Origin of the sequence: Chryseobacterium geocarposphaerae (assembly GCF_002797535.1) — a bacterium.
Lineage (GTDB): Bacteria > Bacteroidota > Bacteroidia > Flavobacteriales > Weeksellaceae > Chryseobacterium > Chryseobacterium geocarposphaerae.
In genome coordinates this window covers 711,563-727,399 of sequence record NZ_PGFD01000002.1, presented here as the reverse complement: position 1 = coordinate 727,399, position 15,837 = coordinate 711,563, and the positions used below count along the sequence as shown (strand labels likewise).

General features: G+C 35.9%; 14 protein-coding genes, 2 tRNA genes and 1 pseudogene. 13 read left to right on the top strand and 4 right to left on the bottom strand.

Features of this window, described 5'->3' with window-relative positions:
• Positions 1–219: 219 nt before the first annotated feature.
• Positions 220–1,629, top strand: a complete 1,410-nt coding sequence (locus tag CLV73_RS15005) for an MBL fold metallo-hydrolase (RefSeq protein ID WP_100377670.1) — start codon at positions 220–222, stop codon at positions 1,627–1,629.
• A 175-nt stretch (positions 1,630–1,804) separates the two neighbouring features.
• Positions 1,805–2,104, top strand: a complete 300-nt coding sequence (locus tag CLV73_RS15000) for a thioredoxin family protein (RefSeq protein ID WP_100377669.1) — start codon at positions 1,805–1,807, stop codon at positions 2,102–2,104.
• A gap of 36 nt (positions 2,105–2,140) precedes the next feature.
• Here the strand turns inward: CLV73_RS15000 and CLV73_RS14995 are convergent, their stop codons facing one another.
• Positions 2,141–2,893, bottom strand: a complete 753-nt coding sequence (locus tag CLV73_RS14995) for a nitrilase family protein (RefSeq protein WP_100377668.1) — start codon at positions 2,891–2,893, stop codon at positions 2,141–2,143.
• Positions 2,894–2,995: 102 nt separating this feature from the next.
• Between CLV73_RS14995 and CLV73_RS14990 the strand changes: the two genes are divergently transcribed.
• The 4 genes from CLV73_RS14990 (at position 2,996) to CLV73_RS14975 (ending at position 5,312) form a co-directional block, all read left to right on the top strand.
• Positions 2,996–3,436, top strand: coding sequence for a DUF6646 family protein (locus CLV73_RS14990; RefSeq protein ID WP_100377667.1), 441 nt, complete (start codon positions 2,996–2,998; stop codon positions 3,434–3,436).
• A 104-nt stretch (positions 3,437–3,540) separates the two neighbouring features.
• Positions 3,541–4,887: an RIP metalloprotease RseP gene (gene rseP, locus CLV73_RS14985; protein ID WP_100377666.1), complete on the top strand. Its 1,347-nt coding sequence runs from the start codon at positions 3,541–3,543 to the stop codon at positions 4,885–4,887.
• A gap of 81 nt (positions 4,888–4,968) precedes the next feature.
• Positions 4,969–5,045, top strand: a tRNA-Asn gene (locus CLV73_RS14980).
• A gap of 193 nt (positions 5,046–5,238) precedes the next feature.
• Positions 5,239–5,312 (top strand) — tRNA-Asn (locus CLV73_RS14975).
• 114 nt (positions 5,313–5,426) lie between these two features.
• Here the strand turns inward: CLV73_RS14975 and CLV73_RS14970 are convergent.
• Complete coding sequence (locus tag CLV73_RS14970; protein WP_100377665.1) at positions 5,427–6,494, bottom strand: alpha/beta hydrolase family protein; 1,068 nt, start codon at positions 6,492–6,494, stop codon at positions 5,427–5,429.
• Between the two features lie 307 nt (positions 6,495–6,801).
• Here CLV73_RS14970 and CLV73_RS14965 point away from each other — a divergent pair, with 307 nt between their 5' ends.
• Both CLV73_RS14965 and CLV73_RS14960 read left to right on the top strand, forming a co-directional pair.
• Positions 6,802–9,330, top strand: a complete 2,529-nt coding sequence (locus tag CLV73_RS14965; RefSeq protein ID WP_228424388.1) for a DUF5686 family protein — start codon at positions 6,802–6,804, stop codon at positions 9,328–9,330.
• A 126-nt stretch (positions 9,331–9,456) separates the two neighbouring features.
• On the top strand, positions 9,457–10,284 hold the full coding sequence (locus CLV73_RS14960) for a T9SS type A sorting domain-containing protein (RefSeq protein ID WP_100377664.1): 828 nt from the start codon (positions 9,457–9,459) through the stop codon (positions 10,282–10,284).
• A 71-nt stretch (positions 10,285–10,355) separates the two neighbouring features.
• On the opposite strand, the gene rpmA is transcribed toward CLV73_RS14960, so the two are convergent.
• The gene (gene rpmA, locus CLV73_RS14955) at positions 10,356–10,613 is read right to left on the bottom strand and encodes a 50S ribosomal protein L27 (RefSeq protein WP_089857756.1); all 258 of its coding nucleotides are present in this window, start codon (positions 10,611–10,613) and stop codon (positions 10,356–10,358) included.
• 33 nt (positions 10,614–10,646) lie between these two features.
• Positions 10,647–11,018 (bottom strand): annotated as a pseudogene (rplU, locus tag CLV73_RS14950) (50S ribosomal protein L21); the annotation flags it as partial.
• A 181-nt stretch (positions 11,019–11,199) separates the two neighbouring features.
• Here rplU and CLV73_RS14945 point away from each other — a divergent pair.
• The 5 genes from CLV73_RS14945 (at position 11,200) to CLV73_RS14925 (ending at position 15,837) form a co-directional block, all read left to right on the top strand.
• Positions 11,200–12,087 (top strand): neutral zinc metallopeptidase, encoded by an 888-nt coding sequence (locus CLV73_RS14945; protein WP_100377663.1) that lies wholly within the window; start codon positions 11,200–11,202, stop codon positions 12,085–12,087.
• Between the two features lie 110 nt (positions 12,088–12,197).
• On the top strand, positions 12,198–13,295 hold the full coding sequence (locus CLV73_RS14940; protein WP_100377662.1) for an acyltransferase family protein: 1,098 nt from the start codon (positions 12,198–12,200) through the stop codon (positions 13,293–13,295).
• 68 nt (positions 13,296–13,363) lie between these two features.
• Positions 13,364–13,945 carry a tRNA-(ms[2]io[6]A)-hydroxylase gene (miaE, locus tag CLV73_RS14935; protein WP_100377661.1) on the top strand — a complete coding sequence of 194 codons (582 nt, stop codon included), beginning with the start codon at positions 13,364–13,366 and terminating at the stop codon, positions 13,943–13,945.
• Between the two features lie 10 nt (positions 13,946–13,955).
• The gene (locus tag CLV73_RS14930; protein WP_100377660.1) at positions 13,956–14,573 is read left to right on the top strand and encodes a DUF502 domain-containing protein; all 618 of its coding nucleotides are present in this window, start codon (positions 13,956–13,958) and stop codon (positions 14,571–14,573) included.
• A 178-nt stretch (positions 14,574–14,751) separates the two neighbouring features.
• Complete coding sequence (locus CLV73_RS14925; protein ID WP_100377659.1) at positions 14,752–15,837, top strand: FAD-dependent oxidoreductase; 1,086 nt, start codon at positions 14,752–14,754, stop codon at positions 15,835–15,837.

Here is a 15,837-nt window from a genome sequence, read left to right as displayed (position 1 = left end):
TTGAATTTAATCATGATTAATTTCAGCTGATACAATTCAGAAAACCCTTATTTTAGTGATAAAAAACTGATTTATTGCAATTTAAAAGGGAAGCAAACTAAAAACACATAACTTTATAGATTTATTCTATCGGTATAGATTCTTTATTTTTGATAAGTATTAAAAAAATAAACGCGATTTTTGTACTTAAATAAACATTAAAGCTTTTACAATCAGATAATGAAAGTTGAACAAATATACACAGGATGTCTTGCTCAGGGAGCATATTACATCGTATCCGAAAATGAAGCGGCAATTATTGATCCTTTAAGAGAGATAAAGCCCTATCTTGATCGTTTGGAAAAAGACGGGGTAACCTTAAAATATATTTTTGAAACCCACTTCCACGCAGATTTTGTCTCGGGGCATTTGGATTTGAGCAAAAACACAGGAGCTTCCATTGTGTATGGACCTACTGCACAGCCACAGTTTGAAACAATCGTTGCTGAAGACAACCAGATTTTTGAAATCGGAAAAGTAAAGATAAAAGCTTTACACACTCCCGGTCATACCATGGAAAGTACCACTTACCTTTTGATTGACGAAAATGGTGTAGAAACGGCAATTTTCACAGGAGACACTTTGTTTTTAGGAGATGTGGGAAGACCGGATCTTGCTCAGAAAGCGGGAAGTGTTACCCAAGAGGATCTTGCAGGCATCTTATATGACAGCCTTCAGACGAAAATTATGCCTTTGGATGATAACATTACCGTTTATCCGGCTCATGGAGCAGGTTCTGCCTGCGGAAAAAACATGCAGAAAGAGACTGTTGATATTCTGGGTAATCAAAAAAGAACCAATTATGCTCTTAATCAACCGGATAAGGAATCGTTCATCAGAGAAGTATTAGACGGATTGACAGCTCCACCCAAATATTTCGGAATGAATGTTGCCATGAACAAAGGCGGCTATGAGAGTTTTGAAACCGTGATGGATAAAGGATTAACCCCGATTTTCGTTGAAGACTTTGAAGCTTTTGCAGAAGAAACCGGAGCTTTAATCTTAGATACGAGAGGTGCTGCAGATTTCCACAAAGGGTTTATTCCCAATTCTATAAACATTGGCTTAAAAGGTGATTTTGCTCCTTGGGTAGGAACTTTGATCGTTGATGTAAAACATCCGATATTATTAGTTTGCCAAGAAGGAACGGAAGAGGAAGCTATTACCAGATTAAGCCGTGTTGGATTTGACCATGTTGTGGGATATTTAAAAGGAGGCTTTGAAGCATGGAAAAATGCAGGAAAAGAGACTGACGAAGTAAAAAGAATTTCGCCTTCTGAGTTTGCAGAAGTGTTCAACGAAGATTCTAAAGTAATTGATGTAAGAAAACTGACAGAATATTCTGCTGAACATATTGGCAACGCTTACAACAAACCATTGGACACAATCAGCGATTGGATTACATCTATTGACGATTCTGAACATTTCTTCCTTCATTGTGCGGGAGGCTACAGAAGCATGATTGCCGCAAGCATTCTTAATTCACACGGAATCAGAAATTTCACTGAAATCGAAGGAGGATTCAACGGAATCAAAAAAACAGAAAAATTCCCAACTTCAGATTTCGTTTGCCAGTCAAAAACGATATAATTTTGGAATTATTTTTGCAATAGATTTAACTACATAACAAATTCGTAACACTTTAGTTTATTGAACAATAAGTATTAAAAACACAAAGTTTAGATTGTATTATTCAATTATTCTTTTAAGTGATTTTAAAATTTACATCTGATAAACTAAGGTGTTTTTTAATAAAAACTCAAAAATGTCACAAAAATTTCAAGAAATCATAGATTCCGAAAGACCTGTCCTGATTGACTTTTTTGCAACCTGGTGCCAACCTTGCAAGGTACAGTCTTCGGTTTTAAATACAGTAAAAGAGAATGTAGGTGAAGGAGCAAGAATCATCAAGGTAGATGTAGATCAATATCCTGCTATTGCAGCCCAATATGGTGTTCGCGGTGTTCCGACTTTAGCGATCTTTAAAAAAGGAGAAATGCTTTGGAAAGAAAGCGGCGTGCATGACGTTAACACCTTAACGCAACTTTTAAAACAATATGCTTAAGATTAAGGCTAAGGTTGAGAAATCTTAGCCTTAATTTTATAATTCTATTGAAAAAGAATCCCGGTCATTTAAAAACTGAAAATGATTTCTGAAGTCTTTCAATTCCTCCATATTTAATTCTGCGGAAACAATATTTCCCTGTTTTTGAGTAATTTCTTTTCCGTCTGCAAAAAAACAATGTGAGCTTTCCTGATACAGCAGATTATTGCCGTCTGTTCCGATTCGGTTTAGTCCAAAGACAAAAGATAAATTTTCAATGGCTCTTGCTTTCAGTAAATGTTCCCAGGCTCCTACTCTTTTTTCAGGCCAGTTGGCAACATATAAAATGGCATCATAATCATTATTATTTCTTGCAAAAACAGGAAAACGAAGATCATAACAAACCTGCAACAAAATCCTGAAACCTTTGTAGTTCACAATTACCCGCTCTTTTCCGGGAGTATACACTTTATCTTCCCCTGAAAAAGAAAATAAATGCCTTTTATCATAGAAGTCAACCTGAGAATTTGGCTGTACAAAATACATCCTGTTGTAAAATTTCCCACCATCTTCCACAGGAGCGCTCCCACAAAAAGCTGCATTTTTTTCTTCAGACATTTTCTTTAAAAATTCTAAAGACTCCTGATTTCGGTCTGAAACTTCAGATGCATCCATACAAAATCCCGACGAAAACATTTCCGGAAGTAGAAATAAATCTACTTCCTGATCTTGCAATTCTCTTTCTATAAGCTCAAAATTTGCTGTTTTATTTTTCCAGATGATATCTAAATTCAGTCCTGTGATCTTCATAAACTTTGTTAAAAAACTTCACTAAAAATACGATTTTCCAATGATTTCGGTTCTATTTTTGATACGGATTGTTTTTAATAATACTATAAAATTGTAAAATTTATGAAGAAATTGGTTTTTATGTTGGCGTTGGTTTTTGCAGGAGCAACAGCCAACGCACAGGCATGGACAGGAAAGGGAGATCAGAAAATCAACGCAGGATTAAGCGCTTGGGGATATGGAACAGGAATTACCGGGACTTATGATTACGGTTTAAATAATTTAATCTCGATAGGAGCCGGCCTGAATGGTTATTTTGATAATTATAAGGATAATGACAGCGATAATAATGTTTTTATCTTCGGAAGACTGAATTTCCATTTAAAAGAGGCTTTACAGTTGCCTGAGAAATTAGATATCTATCCAGGTGTTGATGTCGGAGTTCTAGGGAAAGATTTCGGAATCGGGGCTCACATCGGCGCAAGATACTTTTTCACTGAAAGAATCGGAGTTTTTGCAGAAGTCGGAAACAATGGCAGCCTTGGAGTTTCAATTAATCTGTAAGAAATCATCTTATTATATGACAAAGCTTCTCGTTTCGGGGAGCTTTTTTATTTGGCATAGTTTTGATAATTGTTACCTTTGCAAATTAAACATAAAAAGCATTAATGGAAATAGCAATCAAACTGTTTCAATTTATATTGAGCATTTCTATCTTGGTAATCCTTCACGAACTTGGGCATTTCTTACCTGCAAAATGGTTTAAGACCAAAGTTGAAAAATTCTATCTATTCTTCGATCCGTGGTTCTCTATCGTTAAGAAAAAAATTGGTGAAACCGAATATGGTATCGGCTGGCTTCCTTTCGGAGGATATGTAAAAATTGCCGGAATGGTAGACGAAAGCATGGATACCGAGCAACTGAAGCAACCTGCACAGCCTTGGGAATTCAGGGCAAAACCAGCTTGGCAAAGATTGATTATTATGTTGGGCGGGGTTACAGTGAACTTCTTCTTAGCCTGGGTTATTTACGGATGTCTGTCTTTCTTCAACGGGGAAACGACTTTCGACACAACGAAGGTTGATACTCCAATGCATTATACCAACGTAGCAAAAGCAATGGGCTTCAAGGATGGTGATAAGATCTTAAAAGTAGACGGAAAAACTCAGAATAATTTAGATAAACTATCTCTGGATATTTTATTAAGTGACCAGGTTACTGTTTTAAGAAACGGCAAAGAAACCACTTTTAACACTAATGACGACGGAAAAGCTCTTGCTTTTAAAGATGAAAACCCTAAAGGATTCCTTACGCCAAGATATGCCGCAGTAATTGACACGATTATTAATCCTAAAACAGCAGAAGCAGGTTTAAAAGTTGGCGACCAGGTAGTTTCTGCAAACGGACAAAAAATCAATTATTATGATGAATTTCAGGCTGCAGTTGGAAAAAGCGCAGGAAAGCCAATTAATATCGAAGTGCTAAGAAACGGAAGTGTTCAACCTTTAAGTATTCCTGTTTCAAAAGAAGGAACAATCGGTATTGCCTCTTATAAGCAATTGGAAAAATATGCAAGTACTCAACACTTCACATTTGGACAATCCATCGGAAGAGGTTTTACAAGAAGTATTGAGAGTTTGACTTATCAGGTTAAACAATTCAAATTAATCTTCAACAAAAAAGTACAGGGGTATAAAAAAGTAGGAGGACCTCTTGCTATCATTAAAAATATGCCGGTAGACCAATCGAAAGACGGAAGCATCTCTATCAACTGGACTGCTTTCTGGAGTTTTACGGCAATGTTCTCCGTTTGGTTGGCATTTTTGAACTTAATCCCAATTCCAGGATTGGATGGTGGACACGTTATTTTCACATTATATGAAATGATTGTTGGAAAACCTGTTCCTCAAAAAGTATTGGAAAATGCACAGATGGTAGGTGTTATCTTCCTGTTAGGATTGATGTTACTGATTTTCGGAAGCGATATTTTCAAAGCACTAACCGGAAACTTATAATATTTTTAAAAATTTTTAATAAAAATATTTGTAGGGTATAAATATTCGTCCTATATTTGCACCACTTAAAACAAAGGACATTCCTCCTTAGCTCAGTTGGTTAGAGCATCTGACTGTTAATCAGAGGGTCGCTGGTTCGAGCCCAGCAGGAGGAGCCAAAAAGACTTACATTTCTGTAAGTCTTTTTTTATGTCTCTTTTTTAAATCCTTATGGTAACTTAATTTATTGAAAAATAATCAAATAGCCTTTAAAACCCCATGAGCAAAGGAATTTTTTCAATATTTTTAAAATAAAAATTTGTGTAATCGTAATATTCATATTATATTTGCACCACTAAAACAAAGGAACATTCCTCCTTAGCTCAGTTGGTTAGAGCATCTGACTGTTAATCAGAGGGTCGCTGGTTCGAGCCCAGCAGGAGGAGCAAAAAGACTTACAGAAATGTAAGTCTTTTTTATTTTCACTGCAAAAACATTCATCACATATTCTGGAAAGAAATTAACTATTTTACATAACCTTCATTACTCCCTCCATCTCCTTAATTCGTTTTTATACTTCTGAATATTTTATATTGAGTATCTACAACTGACTGATTAAATCCGTGCGCCGCTTTAGGCAATAAGAAGTATTCTTTTTTAGGAGCCTTCAGAGCATCGAAATACTTTTTGGACATTTCTTTAGGAGTCAGGATATCTTCTTCACCCTGAATAAGGTAAACAGGAATTTTAAAATTTAAATTATCCTTCATCATGTCGATAGAAACTCCCATCGATTGTACGCCCAATTTCTGATCACCAACAAAATTGACAAACGAGTAATCGTCACCGTCTTCTCTATTTTTATTATCCTTTTCATTGTTATATTCCGGAGCCAGAGCAAACCAATTTTGCGGAGCGGGAGTAGAATTTGCCTTTTCATATTTTTTGATTACCCTATAAAGCATTCCTGTATTTTTTGCACTGGAATAAGGAGGCTTACCAATTGTGTTTAATATTTGTAAGGCGTCACTATCCTTTCTGTTCTCTGCCATTTTGTAAAGCTTTGAATATCTTTCTGTACTAAAATTAGGATTTACAATTTGAGAATGCCCCATATACGCGTAAAAAAGCTCAGGAGCTTTGGTGGCTATTTTTACTCCAAGAGCAGATCCCCAAGATGTGCCGGAAAGAATAATTTTTTTCTTTCCAAGGTGTTGTAAAAGATATCGGGAAAGCACAATGCCATCGCTAGTCATTTGCTCCAGAGTGAGCGGATTGTTTTTTAAATATTCCGGTGTCAACTCTTCAGGAGGATTATTGTGTCCGTATGTCCTTCCGGAACCGCGCTGGTCCCATTGAACAATGATAAAATCTTTTTCGAGAGCTTTATACAAAACATCAATATAGGGAGTAATGGGACTACCAGGTCCTCCGTGCAGAAACAGAATAACAGGCTTGGAAGGATTTCCGTTAATGGTTACCCATTGTTCAATACCATTGATAGGAACATATTGCTCTTCATGAATCTGACGAGTAGGAATTGTATTATTTAGATTATCTGTTGTTTGTGCAGAGGTCCAGAATGGAAGCAGGAATGAAAATAGGAAAATAGTTAATTTAATGTTCATAAATGATCAAGGTTAAAGGTTTTAAACAGTTCAAATGTATGGATTTAATTAAAGACAATGTCAGAATTGTTTTAAATTAAGTATTAATAAAACTTGATTGCCAATCAGACACACACATTGATCCGAACCCTGCAAAAAAGATCTACAAAATATAGGTCTTTTATTCCTTCAAAGAAAGCTTCTTCCTTCCACAATATTAATACCGTTATTTTCGTTAACTTTGCAGTTTTATAAACCAACCGCAAAACCTTTTAAACACTTTGCAAAGCAGCACGGTTTTTGATTATGCTAAATGCTTGAAAAACAAATGATGTTAACGAACAATTTTAAATATTATCTCTCTTATTTTTCCATTATTCTTTTCGGCTTTTTACAGGCTCAAAACTCTGCGAGCGGAAGGATTATTGATGAAAAAACCAATGCTCCTGTTACAGGCGTAGCTATATTTATAAACGACAGCAACACTCCTTATACGACTACATCTTCCGGAAACTTCAGTATACAGTCTGACACAATCATCTATAAGCTTAAATTTCAAAAAAAGAATTACGCTGTAGAAAGCATCAACATTAGCCCTGAAAGTTTTCAGGACTTGGTCATCAAGATGTCTGCAGAAAAAGTAAGCAATATTGAAGCGGTAGTGATTCACAATGAACGTCCAAAATTCAAAAATAAAAAAGAAAACCCGGCTTATGCCATCATGCAGAAAGTCTGGGAAAGAAAACGAAACAATGGTTTAGATAAATTTGATACCTACACCTATAAAGAATATGAAAAAATTCAGTTTGATGCCAATAATCTGGACAGCGCATTCATGAAGAGAAAAATCTTCAATAAACTTGAGTTCATTTTCGATTATAAAGATTCTACCGCAAGCGGAAAGATAGGACTTCCCGTTTTCCTGAATGAAGCCATCTATGAAAACTATGGGGAAAACAAACCTTCCAAAAGAACCAAAAGACTTTTAGTTGCCCAAAAAACTTCCGGATTTCAGGACAATCAAATCATTACTTTAACTGCGAAAAACCTGTATCGTGATATTAATATTTATGATAATACCTTAAATTATTTCGACATTGGATTTCCAAGTCCGGCCGGAGAAACAGGTTTCAGCACCTATGATTATAATTTGGTTGACACCATTTCCATTCGCGGAGAAAAAGCTTTTAAAATCCGTTATCAACCCAAAAGAACTGAAGTTTTAGCATTTCAGGGGTATCTCTATATTGATACAGACAGTTATGCCGTTTTAGGGGCAATTTTAAAATCCACACAGAAAATCAATGTCAATTTCATCAATGGAATTTCTACAGAACTAGAATATGACAATCCCGACGAAAACACATTTTTACCCAGAAAATTTGTTACGGAAATCGAAATGACCCCTTTTTCCAAAAAGAAAACCTCTAAAAGCATCATCGCCAAAAGATCTGTTGATTATTCGGAATATCAGTTCAACAAACCTCTCGAAGACAATGTTTTTAAAAGAAAGGAGGAAGAATATGATGATAAATTTGTTGATAAAGATGATGCCTATTGGTTAAAAGCAAGACCTGACTCGTTATCAAAAAGCGAACAGGGAATTTACGACATGCTGGATAAGCTTCAGCAAACCCCGAAATTCAACCGAATTGTAAAGCTGTATGAAACTTTAGGTTCAGGATATTATAATGTTGTCAAAGGAATAGATTTAGGCCCTATTTTCTCTATTTACGGAAAGAATGAAGTGGAAGGCGACCGAATCCGATTGGGAGCAAGAACGTATTTCACCCGAAACGACCCTTGGAGAGTTCAGTTTTACACCGCTTATGGGTTTAAAGACCAGCAGGTGAAATATGGAGCTGAAGCAAGATTCATGTTCAACAGAGTGAACAGATTTACCATTGGAGCAGGAACAAGAAGAGATATTTTACAATTGGGAGTTCAGCTTACCAACGATGATGGAATTATGGCAAGAACCTTCGCCTCTTCGACCCTTTTTGCGAGAGGGGAAAACGCTTCATTAAGCTCTGTAAATCAAACTAATGTTTTCACCGCCATCGAACCCTGGAAAAATTTTCAAATCAGACTGGATGGAACGATGCAGAGCATTAAATCAGCTAATCCTTCAGAATTCAATTTAATGTATTATAAAGACGGAAATCTGAGACAAACAACCAATGATTCGCACATCACGTTAAGCTTAATCGCAAGACCCGGAGCTAAGTTCTCGCAAACCGGTATCGACAGATATGAACACGGAACATTAGCACCAACGATCGTTTTAAAATACACAAGAGGAATAGAAGGCTTATTTGGTTCTGACTTTAACTACAATAAGCTACAATTCATGTTCTACAAGCCTATCCTGATCGGAAGCTGGGGTAAATTATTATTGAATTTTGAAGCCGGAAAAAACTTCGACACCGTTCCTTTGGCTTTACAAAATGTAATTCCGGGAAATCAGTCTTACAGTTTAGCTCAGAATACTTTTGCCCAGCTTAATTACTATGAATTTGTAGCAGACACCTATACAACGCTTCATTTAGAGCATCATTTTAACGGTAAAATCCTTTCTTATATTCCTTTGATCAAGAAATTGAAATTAAGAGAAATTGCATTTATCAGAGGAGCATACGGAACTTTGAGTGATGCATCCAAAGCGATCAATGTGGCTGGATTTAAATATTCAGCACCAAGTGAACATATTTACTACGAATATGGTGTAGGAATTGAAAATATCGGTTTTGGAAATCTTAGGATTTTCAGAGTAGATTTCAACTGGAGAGGGAATTATCTGGATAGACCGGATATCTCAACATTTGGCATTAAAGCAGGCTTCCAGGTAGGATTTTAAAGAAATACACCAATTAATTTAAAAGCAAGAATAATTTTCAAGAAAAGTAAATAATTTCATTTTTTTTATAACAATTTGTTTTAATTCAATGAAAATTCATAAATTAGAACAAATAAAATACTGATTATGAACAAATTACTTTATTCTTTTATGTTTGCTGCTGCTCTTACCAGCGCACAAGTGACCAGCTATCCCTGGACAGAAACCTTTGAAGACTCATCCCCAACATCCTCTCAATGGACCTGTCAGTACATCGCAGGAACCAACACTTCTGTACCCAGCGGTCTTTTCTGGGCGATACAAACCACAACGAGTGTTGGGTATTATGGAACAACCGGGGCTTATCAAGGTTCTAAAATGGCCGTATTTGATACCAGATCACACACAAGAGATGCTATAGCAAGATTCATCGGTCCGGTAATGAACCTATCTTCAGTAGCCAACCCCACTTTAGATTTCTATTACAGAAATATGCTTTGGGGAACCGACCAGAATATCCTGAATATTTATTACCGTACCTCATCTTCCGGATCATGGACACTTATCACCTCCTTCAACAGCAATATCTCTTCATGGACGAATTCCGGGCCTATTGTTCTTCCCAATCCTTCGGCCACGTACCAGATTGCTTTGGAAGGCGTCGCAAAATACGGTTACAGCCTGGATGTTGATAATTTGAAAGTAAGCGCGGGCAACCTGGCAGTTTCTGAAGTAAATAAAAAGCCTTTAGAATTAAAGATCTCACCCAATCCCGCAAGCGATATCTTAAATATTAGCTCAAAAGAAGAGATTACAGACATAAGAATTCATGACATATCCGGAAAGCTTATGAAAATAGAGAATAAATCCTCCAAGAACCAGATTTCCATTCAGCATTTAAAATCCGGTACCTACTTCATAACTGTACAGTATTCCGACGGAACCAATAACACTTCCAAGTTTATAAAAAAATAAAAAAGATTCTGTAAATAAAAAATCCTCAGCAATAATTTGCTGAGGATTTTATTTTTATGAAATGCTTAAAATTATGCGTTTGCTTCTACAGATACAAAAGATCTGTTGTTTGCTTTCTTAGTGAAAACTACTTTACCGTCTACTAAAGCGAACAAAGTATGGTCTTTACCGATCCCTACGTTTGCACCTGGGTGGTGTTGAGTACCTCTTTGTCTAACAATAATATTTCCAGCAATAGCTTCCTGACCTCCGAAAATCTTTACACCTAATCTTTTAGAGTGAGATTCTCTACCGTTTTTGGAACTACCAACTCCTTTCTTATGTGCCATTTTATTTTAAGGTTTTGTGTGGTTTAACAATTATTCTGCGCTAACCTCCTCAGTCTTAGGAGCTTTTTTAGCTTTAGTTTCTTTCTTAGCTCCGTCAAATCCTGTAATACCAGTGATTTTGATCTGAGTTAATGACTGTCTGTGACCATTTTTCACTTTGTAACCTTTTCTTCTTTTCTTTTTGAAAACGATTACTTTATCAGCTTTTACATGATCAAGGATCTCTGCTTCTACAGTGATTCCGCTTACAGCTGGGGCGCCTACAGTGATTGCTCCGTTTACAGTAAGAAGTACTTTATCGAAAGATACTTTACCTCCTTTATCTCCTGCTAAACGGTTCACAAACAATTTTTGGTCTTGCTCAACTTTGTATTGAAGCCCTGCTATTTCTACAATTGCAAACATTGTTTATAAATTTTTAGTTATTTCGAGGTGCAAATATAAGAAATATTTTCTAATCCTCTCAAATTCAACTCAATCTTTTTAAAATATTTTTTTAACTATGTTTTGAATAATTTTTCACAATAAAGTGATAATATTTTTCGTTTAAATTAATAACTTCGTTTACACCAAATATTTAATATATATGAAAAGAATCTTCCACTTCCCAATAGTACTGGGAGCAATTGCTGTATTCTCATTATCAGCATGTAACGACGACACTATGGAAACTCCTGTTCAGCAGGAACAGCAAACAGAAAACTTAAAGATCGACCAACCGAACGAACTGGAAAAAGTTTGTTATTATGTAGATCAATACTGGAGTTCCTCATCTGTTTTATTGACGTCTCTGCAAAACTCTACAGACACCAATTTTATGAATTCTCAGATGACAAAAATTGCAAGTATGTGGGGAAGAAGCAATCCTACTTTAAGATTCGTGAACGATCCTTCGAATTTTAATTCCACTTACAATGCGATTTCTTATTCGACAGGAAAAATCTATTACGGATATGCTATTTATTATGACGCGAAATCGAAAGGCGGGGACATTGTGAATGCAATGATTTTGGCCCATGAATATGGTCATCAATTGCAGTATATATTCGGATTGCCTTCTGTAAGTGAATCTACTGCAAGACCAAACGAACTGGAAGCTGATGGTTTTGCCGGATATTATCTAAGAAGACCCAACGGCTACAATCAAACCAGTTTTGCACAAATTGCAGCGGCTTATGAATTTGCACAAAGCATCGGAGATTATCAAACAACAAGTGCAGGACATCACGGAACGCCGTCACAAAGAAGATCTGCAGTTCGTTTGGGGTTCTTGTTGGGTCAGTATGATCTTTCAGCTTCTGCTTTTGATTATAACTTCTTTTATTATTATCAGGGCGTTTTGAACGGAACTTATAAAATGGCAAAAAATTCTCAATATCCGGAGCTCGATAATTATATGAAGCAATATCTGGAGGAGTTGAAACAAATTCAGAATGGAGAAATTTCTGCGGAAGAATTTAAAAATTTAAAGTAACATCCTTTTTTGAAATATCTTTCTTAAGAGGCAGGAATTGTTCCTGTCTCTTTTTCTTTGTCAAAAAAATTCATAAAGTTTATTTACTTTTGAGCTCAGATTAAATCATCATGAACAGAGACCTTTATATAGATTTCGCAAAAGGATTGGCTACACTTTCCATCATCTTCATTCATACTGCATTTTGGTCCGGTCAGTTTTATATTGCCCCGGAAGTGAGAGTTTTCTCATTGGTTTTTGATGTCGCTTTATTTTATGCTTTAAGTGGAATCACCTCTGGTTCAAACATAGAAAAAACATTTTACAGGCTTTTGAAGTTACAGATCACTTATATGATTTTTGTGACACTGCTTTTCTTTTTAGATTATCTCTTCAAAGTTTTCGGACTTGCTTTTTTCTCTCTCGAATGGCTTCAAAACTTCTATTCCACTTTCGGATCTAAGTATGCTGCAATAGGCATTTCAACACAACCTCAATGGCAGAATCTTGGAAACTGGTACCTTCACCAATACACCAATGCGGATACATTTCCTGTCGTAATGGGAAGTTTCTGGTATCTTAAAGTTTATTTTATACTAAGCGTATTCGGTGTATTAATTTTAAAATTTTTCCCGAAACACATTAATTGGTTCATTGGAATTTGTATTGCACTGACATTAATTTTCAATATATTTCCGGAATATTATCCTTCAGGACAGGTAGGATATGTGGCTTTTTATATGGCCGTTTTTCTGATTGCTCACCAAATGAAAGGCAAAAAAATCCCAACAAAATGGATTCCTGTACTGTACGGACTGGTGGCCTTAGCTTTAGCTTGGATGTTTTCCCATTATGGAAAGGACGTTTTCTATAAGATCAATAAAAATAAATTCCCTCCTACAATTATTTATATTATCTGGACTTTATTTTCTCTTATCACCTTATTTGTTTTTTACAACAGACTTAAAATTTCAAAAGAAAGCTTCGTTACCCATATCGGTAAAAACGCGATCTTCTTTTATTTTGCCCAGGGAATCAGCTCTTCTTTGGTGTATTTCTTAGTCGTTCCCTTAAAAGAAAATATGCCGTGGTGGATTTTAATGGTTCTTATTTACATTGTGAATGTCATTTTAGCATTCATTATTGCAGCCGGATTAAAGAAATTTGATAGTTTCGGATGGAAAATCCTGGAGTTTTTAAGAAAGAAAACCGCATCCACGTCTGCATAAAAACCAATTTGAAATAAAATAATATTCTTATTACAAATTATTTTAATTTTACAAAAATTTTTTAAGTCATGTTTAAGCTGAAACTTCCTACCGATCCAAGGTGGGCAAATATTGCAGAAGGAAACCTTCAGGAAATTTTAACCGATCATGCTTGGTGTGAGCAAAAAGCAGCTACCAACGCTATCGGGCTTATTACCATGCTTCCGGAATATCCGGAAATTGTAACAGAACTTCTGGCCATTGCACAGGAAGAGTTGGACCATTTTAATCAGGTTCATGAAATTATAAAAAAACGGGGCTATACTTTCGGACGTACCAGAAAAGATGATTATGTGAATGAACTTGTCAATTTCATTCAGAAAGGAGGCAACAGAGACGATTTGATCGTTGATAAAATGCTTTTCGCAGCCATGATAGAAGCAAGGAGCTGTGAAAGATTTAAAGTTTTAACAGAAAACATCAAAGACGAAGAATTAAAAACGTTCTATAGAGACCTAATGATTTCGGAAGCTAACCATTATACCACATTTATCGGGTTTGCAAGACAGCTTGGCGATCCTGAAAAAGTAAATCAACGTTGGGAAGAATGGCTGGAATATGAAGCCAAAATCATCCAGTCGTACGGAAACAAAGAAAGCATCCACGGATAAAGAATAAATTTTGAAAAAACCGACTTTTGAAAGCATTATGAGTTATTTTCTGAAGAATTTTTTTCAGGGATTGCTTATTATTGGTCCCATCGGTCTTACGGTTTTTGTCATCTGGTATATTGTCACTTCCATAGATAATATAATCCCGTCGATTTCTAAAGAAGCTCCGGGAATCGTTTTCATCTCTATATTGCTGGGTACCGCATTACTAGGCTATCTGGGAAACAAATTTGTAGTAGGAAGATTTTTTGTTGATGCTATAGATCGGCTTTTAGAAAAAACTCCGGGTATAAAGCATATTTATTCTCCCACAAAAGATGTGATGTCTTCATTTGTGGGAGATACTAAGAAATTTAACGATCCTGTTTGGGTAAAAACCAACGAAAATCCTGAAATATGGAGAATCGGTTTTTTAACCCAGAAAGAAATGTCAGACGTGGATAAACACAATTATGTTGCTGTTTACCTTCCTCATTCTTATGCCATCTCCGGCTGGGTAATCGTAACTGAAGAAAAAAATATCAAACCTGTAGTAGGGATGACTGCTGCTTCTGCAATGAAATTTGCGGTAAGTGGCGGTGTTGCAGGATTCCATTCCGATGATAACATCTTCAAGGCACCGGAATAATCTCTACTAAATAATATTATTCGCTTCTTTTGATATCACTTTTCAATTAAAGAAACATTTCATAAATCGATTAAAAAGGAATAAGCTGTTGGATTTAATTATTGACCACAGTGTATAGAGTTTTATCGATTCTGACAAATAAAAAAACAAAACTAACAATACGACTTAAATTAAAAGGATGAGCAAAGTTGCAATCATAGGAGCCGGAGTTTCCGGATTGAGTATGGCCAATTATTTAGAAAAAAATAATATCGACTACCATATCTATGAAAGAAGAACCCCAAATGATCTTAAAGGCCACGGATTTATTCTTCCGAAAGAAGGAATAGAGCACCTTTCAAGCATTATTAATATTGACGATCTCTATACAAAAGGAAGTTTTTTAAAAAAATATCTTCATTACAGCCAAAGCGGAGAAATTATTTCCGAAAAAGATCTTGATGATGTATTTGTGGTTTCCAGAAGCGCATTGATCGAAATCTTGGCTAAAGGAATTCCCGCAGAAAAGATTTCTTACGAAACGACAGTTGCCCTGAACGGATTTTCCAACGGAAAAGCAGATATTACGCTTGATGAAATAGCTCCATTAGAAGCTGATATTGTAATCGCGTCGGACGGATCAAGAAGCAGAATCAGAAGAACAATTTTTCAGCACGAAACGATGAAGGCTGTTCTTGAAAATGAAGTTGTAAACATTATTGAAAACGAAGAACTAGCCAGCCAGATCGAAAGCAACTTTCTGAAGTTCCACCATGAAAACGGAGGACTTACTTTTGGAGTTTTAAAGCTTTCTTCATCAAAAATTCTTTGGTATTGCCAGTTCGATATCAGCAAGTTTTTCATCAATGAAGATTATACTCCGGATTGCATTAAGCAATTCATGCAGGATCATTTCGGAGACTGGAATCCTCTTATTTCCTCAATTATTGAAGGCTCGAGCTATGAAAATGCTCACATCTGGAGAGTCTACGAATTGGAAGAACTGAATCCTTTCTATCACAAAAACGTAGTTTTCATTGGTGACTCCGCACATCCGCTTATTCCTTTTACAAGCCAGGGAGTAACTTCTGCTTTGAAGGACTCGTTCACATTGACTCAGCTTTTACTGGAAGAAAAGGATCTTGAGGAAACCTTCAAAAAGTATGAAGAGGAAAGAAAGCCGGAAATTGAGATCCATATCAAAAACGGAAGAGCATTATTGAATCAGTTTCTTTTGCCATTAAGCGAACAACCTAAAAACACTTTACCAATCTCTTACAAATAA

Excerpts from the sequence above, each read along its gene's own strand:
- CLV73_RS14995 (WP_100377668.1), bottom strand. The coding sequence starts at position 2,893 with ATGAAGATCACAGGACTGAATTTAGATATCATCTGGAAAAATAAAACA.
- CLV73_RS14970 (WP_100377665.1), bottom strand. The coding sequence starts at position 6,494 with ATGAACATTAAATTAACTATTTTCCTATTTTCATTCCTGCTTCCATTC.
- miaE (WP_100377661.1), top strand. The coding sequence starts at position 13,364 with ATGTTTAAGCTGAAACTTCCTACCGATCCAAGGTGGGCAAATATTGCA.
- CLV73_RS14960 (WP_100377664.1), top strand. The coding sequence starts at position 9,457 with ATGAACAAATTACTTTATTCTTTTATGTTTGCTGCTGCTCTTACCAGC.
- rseP (WP_100377666.1), top strand. The coding sequence starts at position 3,541 with ATGGAAATAGCAATCAAACTGTTTCAATTTATATTGAGCATTTCTATC.
- CLV73_RS15000 (WP_100377669.1), top strand. The coding sequence starts at position 1,805 with ATGTCACAAAAATTTCAAGAAATCATAGATTCCGAAAGACCTGTCCTG.
- CLV73_RS14945 (WP_100377663.1), top strand. The coding sequence starts at position 11,200 with ATGAAAAGAATCTTCCACTTCCCAATAGTACTGGGAGCAATTGCTGTA.
- CLV73_RS14965 (WP_228424388.1), top strand. The coding sequence starts at position 6,802 with ATGATGTTAACGAACAATTTTAAATATTATCTCTCTTATTTTTCCATT.
- rpmA (WP_089857756.1), bottom strand. The coding sequence starts at position 10,613 with ATGGCACATAAGAAAGGAGTTGGTAGTTCCAAAAACGGTAGAGAATCT.
- CLV73_RS14940 (WP_100377662.1), top strand. The coding sequence starts at position 12,198 with ATGAACAGAGACCTTTATATAGATTTCGCAAAAGGATTGGCTACACTT.
- CLV73_RS15005 (WP_100377670.1), top strand. The coding sequence starts at position 220 with ATGAAAGTTGAACAAATATACACAGGATGTCTTGCTCAGGGAGCATAT.
- CLV73_RS14925 (WP_100377659.1), top strand. The coding sequence starts at position 14,752 with ATGAGCAAAGTTGCAATCATAGGAGCCGGAGTTTCCGGATTGAGTATG.
- CLV73_RS14990 (WP_100377667.1), top strand. The coding sequence starts at position 2,996 with ATGAAGAAATTGGTTTTTATGTTGGCGTTGGTTTTTGCAGGAGCAACA.